Source organism: Paraburkholderia tuberum STM678, assembly GCF_902833905.1.
GTDB classification, from domain to species: Bacteria; Pseudomonadota; Gammaproteobacteria; order Burkholderiales; family Burkholderiaceae; genus Paraburkholderia; species Paraburkholderia tuberum.
Genome location: NZ_CADFGP010000076.1, coordinates 20,957 through 27,255, shown reverse-complemented (window position 1 = coordinate 27,255; position 6,299 = coordinate 20,957). Strand labels below are relative to the sequence as shown.

General features: G+C 56.2%; 5 protein-coding genes. All 5 read right to left on the bottom strand.

Going from position 1 to position 6,299, the window contains the following annotated elements:
• A partial coding sequence (locus HWY30_RS36325; protein ID WP_176079007.1) for a transposase occupies positions 1-566 on the bottom strand: 566 nt, incomplete at its 3' end.
• Between the two features lie 621 nt (positions 567-1,187).
• Positions 1,188-2,222 carry a LacI family DNA-binding transcriptional regulator gene (locus HWY30_RS36320; protein WP_167368845.1) on the bottom strand — a complete coding sequence of 345 codons (1,035 nt, stop codon included), beginning with the start codon at positions 2,220-2,222 and terminating at the stop codon, positions 1,188-1,190.
• Between the two features lie 383 nt (positions 2,223-2,605).
• Positions 2,606-4,054 (bottom strand): FAD-dependent oxidoreductase, encoded by a 1,449-nt coding sequence (locus HWY30_RS36315; protein WP_090812356.1) that lies wholly within the window; start codon positions 4,052-4,054, stop codon positions 2,606-2,608.
• A gap of 648 nt (positions 4,055-4,702) precedes the next feature.
• The gene (locus tag HWY30_RS36310) at positions 4,703-5,539 is read right to left on the bottom strand and encodes an IclR family transcriptional regulator (RefSeq protein WP_090812357.1); all 837 of its coding nucleotides are present in this window, start codon (positions 5,537-5,539) and stop codon (positions 4,703-4,705) included.
• 54 nt (positions 5,540-5,593) lie between these two features.
• Entirely contained in the window at positions 5,594-6,298 is a 705-nt protein-coding gene (locus HWY30_RS36305; protein ID WP_090812358.1) for a glutathione S-transferase family protein, read from the bottom strand.
• Between the last annotated feature and the right edge of the window lies 1 nt (position 6,299).

Sequence of the window (6,299 nt, the reverse complement as noted above, 5' to 3'; positions counted from 1 at the left end):
CCCAGCATCTGGACCACGGTGGTCAGTTCGTCGATGCTCGCCTCGCCGAGATCAAACTCGACGCCGTTGGACAGTCGCACATGCAGTGCGAGCGTCAGCGATGGCGATGGCGATGGTGACGGTGACGGTGACGGCGACGGCGACGGCGACGGCGACGGCGGTGCGGTTGGCCGTGCTGGTGGTGCTGCAACGACAGGCACGAATGCCGTGGGCGAGGCGACAGGTGGGGAGCGTTTGCGCGAACCTGGGATGTCAATGGGCGCGCCATCAATCACCGCGAGCGTGCCCTCCAGTACGATTTCCTCCGGGGCATGCGGACGTTCCTGTTCGCCGGTAGCATCATCCTGCGATGCCGGCGAGATGCCTTTCTCGCGCTCCAGCAGGTACTTCGTGATCCACTTGCGTAGCAGGTTGGCGTTGATCCCGTGCTCCTGCGCCAGGCGGGCAACCGACACACCAGAACGCAGCGCTTCCTCAACGAGCGCACGCTTGCCTTTATCGTCGTAACGACGGCGACCGTCGCTGCTGCGTCGAACTACTCTTAACTCTGGATCTTTGTCAGCCATAGGTGTCCACCTCCGAATAGGTGGACACCTATGCTCCTCGCTCCTGTCCCCAGCGGCTAGACGCCGAAAATGGATCGCTTACTCTTGTGTTCACTGATCCAACTTTCTTTACCGCCGCCGGGACGGCAGCGGGTCCGATAACTCGCGTGCGGGCCGCTGCGCTGCAACGCAGTACTAAAGTAACTTCTGTCCGTGCACCTCTCAGAGCGTCTCAACCGGCGCTGAGCGGGAGACGCGCCTACGTGCACACGCCTACCTTGCGGCATCCATCGCAGCCCACGGTGCCGCGATGAGCAGTCGCCTTCGGCTCGTTCCGCGGCCAACGGAGCTCAGATCGCCTTCGATAGCGCAGGAACACGTGCAGAGCGCATGCGAAGCAGCGAACGAAAGTTCGGTGCCCCAGATCGCCACGCACAGAAGTCTCGTGTGCATCGTGGCTTCAATCCAAAACTTGGCGCAGATTGAAAGAAAGCTCCTACGGCACCGCAACCGCGCTGACCGTGAGGCATGTGGTATACGAGCGCGCCCGCGATTTCTGTTCGCATGAGTACCGTACCGCGCAGCGGGGAGCAGCTTGTTTTTCTGATTGACCGCATCCTCTGCAAACCGGAAGAACGAGGATCAAGATTTGACTGCGATGTCGACACTCGGCATTGCAGTCGAATGTCGGGCCACCAGCGTCGCTTCGAAAATCAGTTCCTTATGTGGAAATGAAGTCGTAGTACCTGCTTGATTCCCGATCGCGGAGAACAGCAATGCCGTTGCTTGCTCGCTCATATCACGTACTGGCAGAGCCATAGCGGTCAGCGGCACCGTGGCAACCTGAAACCATTCTGTGTCCCCGTAGCCGACAATTGATACTTGCTTGGGAATGGCAACTCCGCGTTCCCGCAGTGCCAATAGCGCACCTGACATCTGGCGCGGGCTGCCGATGACTAGGCCGGTCAGGTCGGGGCGCATAGAAAGCAACTCATGCACGGCCTGACTGCCGTACTCGGGGGAAGGCGGCCCTAGTCTGATCAGCGCCGAATCGACTTCGCCGCCATGGTCTCGACATGCCGCTCTGAAGCCCGCCAAACGACTTGCGCCAGTACTAGTCGTCTCTAACGTCCCGATGTAGCCGATTTGACGGTGCCCCTGCGCGGCCAGGTGGTCCGTCGCCGTGTGTATGGCACGCTCCTCGTTGACACGTACAGCAAGCCCTCCAAGCTGCGGCTCGTAGCGCAACAACTGCACGCATGGGATGGCTTTCAGCAATCTCCGCGTTGCGACGGTGCTTCTTTCCGAGGGCGCGATCATGACGCCCAGTGCGCGACTCTGTACCAACGCCTCGATTTGTTCCTGCTCGCGGACCGGATCGTCCTCCGAGATACCAAGCATCATCGAGTAGCCATAGAGCGCGCAGTTGTTCGAAAGCACGCGGGCAAGCGCGCTGAAAAACTCGTTCTGTACGTTTGGAACGATCAAGCCGACGAGCCGGCTAGACAGCCCTCGCATCATGCGGGCCCCCGAATTCGGTATATAACCCATTCGAGCGGCTGTTTCCTGCACCTTGATGCGCGTCTGTTCGTTGATCGCCTTATGATTATTCAGCGCACGCGACACGGTCGAATGCGACATGCTCAAGGCGTCCGCGATATCCTTTATTGTGATCATTTCTGAGCGCCGGCAAGTAGATCGGGGTTTTGCACACGTTTTCCGCTGCCACCATTGTAGCAGTGGTTGCATCGCTGACTGGACGCAGTGAACGGCTGACTCCCAACTCACACTTGCACGATGCTGCCCTACTTATAATGGGTAATTCTCGCTTCTTATCGATCTCAATGTTGCGCTCGCCGAGCCCGACCATCCAGGAAAGGCATTGGAGCACCAACCCACCGAAGCCCATCCTTCCTCGATGTCTCTAAAATACGCCCGCAGGCTTTGGGGGGCGAGTTTGGCGCTACCGCTTCAGATGCGGACTTTGACCGCGGATCGAGGCCTTGCCTTCCGGACAAGGCCTTCGTATCCCGGTCATCGACTTGCTTATTCCCCTAACGCTAGTTGACTAGGGAACGCCTCTCTGCGATATGCTTTCCTGCAATGCGCCCGAAGGTCAGAGCTCGTAGGACCGAGACTGCCCCAACATACAGGCCGTAGAGGATGCCTACCGTCTCACCAGCAGCATAAAGCCCAGGAATCACCATGCCGCTGTTATTCACTACCTGCGCATTTGCAGTGGTTTTCAGTCCGCCGTATGTGAACGTAATTGAAGACATAATCGGGTAAGCAAGGAAAGGTCCTTTGTCAATGGGTCTCGCCCAGTTTGACTTCGGCGGCTGCAGCCCTTCGGTTCTCACGCCATCGAGCGTCGACGGTTCAAATGGACCTGGCACGCACGCTTCGTTGTAGGCCGACAGCGTACTCACAAACTTTGCAACCGGAAGCTCCAACTTTTGCGCCAGACCTTCGAGCGAATCAGCACTGACTGGTGGCAGATCCGAACGTACCATGGTACGCCAATTGGGATAATCATTGATCTTCTGATCCAGAATCAGGTAGGCAATACCGTCGCGCTGCTCTGTCACGAATCGACATGGGTCCTCCTGAATTCGCCAGGCCTCGCTCGGTGCCTCGTCCATGAAGCGCACGGCGTCCTTATTGACGATAACTCCCATCGGGAAACAATTGACCAAAGCTTCTTGCATGCAAGAGCGGGCGTCGATCATCTGACGGTGACAGTCAGCGTAGTCGCCGGCAGGAGCGGCGCCAGCGTCAAGGGCCATACGGATGCCCTCACCCTTGTTGTAATATCCTCCGCGTGCGACCGGGCGCATATAGCGTGCTGCGGGACCGATGTGCTGAACAACCATCTGAGGGTTCCCTTCAAATCCTCCACACGCGAGGACCACGGATGCCGCATGAATTTTGATGCCTTCATGATTCGCATCTACAGCCTTGATGCCTACCACGCGTTCGTCGTCGTCCCGCAGGAGACCAACTGCAGTGGTCTCATATAGCACCTCTGCTCCCTTCTTCTTCACAATCGGCGTCAAGGTCTCAATGATTGCAAGCCCGCCCCCGTAGATGCTCATCATTGCCCAATATAGTGGGTAAGGATAATAACTATCGACGACTTTGATTCCGTGGTCTTGCAACCACTTCAGCACTTCCGGAACACCTTCAGCGAACGCATTCAATACTTCCGGGTCGAGGAAGGACAGAGCTTTCACAACACTAGGCCACGTCGAATATTCCCGTGTAGTGGCTTCAATGAAGTCCTGCTGAATGTTGTAACCTGAGTTCCGTGTGAACTCGTCGACAAAATCGTCGGTAACCTCGGTTTCACTTTTTAGTCTCAGCAGTGCTTCAGTCCACCGCGTATTTCCGCCGGACTCTGCTTCGTTCGCACGCTCGAGCATAACTACGGACTTACCCGCCTCCAGCGAAGTAAGCGCACAGGAAAGGCCAGCCGCGCCGCAGCCGACGATTACGACATCTGCTTGCATCTCTTTCACGATATCTCCTCCAACGCTTTTTGCGTGGTTATTGAGAACCCGCCTAAGTCGGTCAGGTTAATTACTCATTTCCGATCCCATTGCTGAGCCGCGAACAATCATGGGAAAGGCAGCATCCATGAAGCCGGACTTCAGTATTGTGCGATTTTGATGAGTGTGGGTTGCCAGATACCAAATAATCACGAATGTGATCGACGCGCCCCCTCGGCCTAATGTCAACGGAGTCCGTGGCCGATGCGACCGTAGGAAGCGCCAACAGGCAACGTAGGTGCAGCCGCTGGTAGCGCGCACCGTGGGTGGCATTCGAGACACTGTTTGTTAGCTAAGTGCCCCGCTCTGACGCCGCTCTCACACACTGTGCTTTCTGGTTTAGACTCGATACCACCGCGCGTGCTTTACCACTATATCGTTCGAGACGCTAGTGTTCCTGAACCCTTACTGGAGCATGGGCGCCGCATAGTTCTCACCCGCGGCACCTGGCCCCCCATTTGTTTTGACGCCGAGAAAACGGCCAGGGGCAGTTTGGTGTTACTTTTAAAACAACGATAGAGCCGTCAGCAAGGGCGATAACATGTTCGCCGTGGCCTGTGGACCTGCCTAAAACGAGGGACTGGATTCAGGTGCGAAGGCGCCGCACCGCTATGCTCCTTTCTTCGGGGGGCCCTTCCAACTAAGTCTCGCGCGAAACGGGCGAACCGTTTCGTCGAGTAGGTCTATAAACTCGTTCTTGTTCGCCTTTAAAACCTCTATCGACGCACCGAGTCCGATCGCCATAGGCGGTTGGCTAGATGGTGTGGGCAGTTCCATCGCCACCACACCATTTCCCGCTCGCACGGTACTTTCCGTGTATGCGTATCCTTGGCGTCGAATTTGGTCTAACTCTGCAAGCAGCGCAGTAGTGTTCACACGCTGGTCCGGGTCCGGCTCTTCTCCGTTGATCCTGCGAACGATGGCGAGCGCATCTACGTCGGTCTTTTGAGACAAAAGTACCTTACCCAACGCCGCCTTATGCAAGGGGCGAAGCGATCCTGGCTTGATATAAAGAGGAACGGTAGGTTGCGGTTCCTGGATAAGGTGAATGTAGTGGACGTAAATGTCGTTTTGCATCCCTATCAGGACAGTCGCTCCCGTCTTCTCGTGCAATTGCTCAGTGATTCTTGACAGGCTATTGTCGCTGAAAAGCTGGTCGTGGATCCACTCTCCCAGGAATGCGACTCGCATAGTCGGTAGGTAGACGTGTCTCTGGCGGTCGTAGTCGAGATAACCTAGTTTGGTCAAACTTTTCAGAAGCACCGAGGTGCTCGACTGGGGAAAGTCGAGTTCGTCCACAATCTCGCCGACGCTCGCTGAGCGCCGGTTGTGAGCGAAGAATTCCAGGATTTGCAGGACTCGCTTTGCCGACTTAACCGTATCTCTTTCCGTCTTGAGAGATGCAGACTCCGAGTCCTTCTCAGCCTTCCCCGATTGATTAACCATGTCTAACCCAGCCGCTCTCCAGGCCAACGATCCAACGTTAAACAAGCAACCGTTTCAGACAGCCATGCGCTGCTTATCGGGTGCTGCTGCGTTCACGCGCTTCAACCATTCTGCGATCTTCCCCTTAGGCTTGACATAGTCTGAAAACTCCCGCGCATACAGTAAAGCCTCAACCTGCACTGACACTGCGATGTCCGCAAGACTAATTTTCTCGCCCACAAGCCATAACTGTTTTTGTAGCAATGCATCGAGAGCGTCCGCATGCCGTTTTGCGTCCTGTATGACTTGCTCTTGTGGCTTACGCCCAATGCCCTGTGCTGTAGCGATGGCGCTGCCTTTTTCGACCAACAAAGCCGGCAGGGCTTGCCGATCCACGTTAGGCATAGTGGCGGCGAACTCATCTACCACTCGTTCCACGTTTTGTGACCAGCCGATCCGCATCAACACCTCATAGAAGTACAAACTCTCATCAGCCCATTCCTCGATGATGTGTACGATTGCGCGATCGTGTGCGTCCGCTGGAATCACGGCCCGCTCAGGAAACGCCGCATCCAGATAGTACGCGATATCGGTCGAATCCCAAACGACGTCCCTGTCATTACGGATCGCTGGAAACTTGCCGGTCGGACTTACATCCTTGAATTCCGCTACCTTGTCTCGCGGCACCTCCACGATTTCGTAGTGGAGGCCCTTATAACCGAGGATCTTACGGACCTTTGCGCAAAAGGGAGAGGTAGAGAACTGGTAGACGGTAATCATC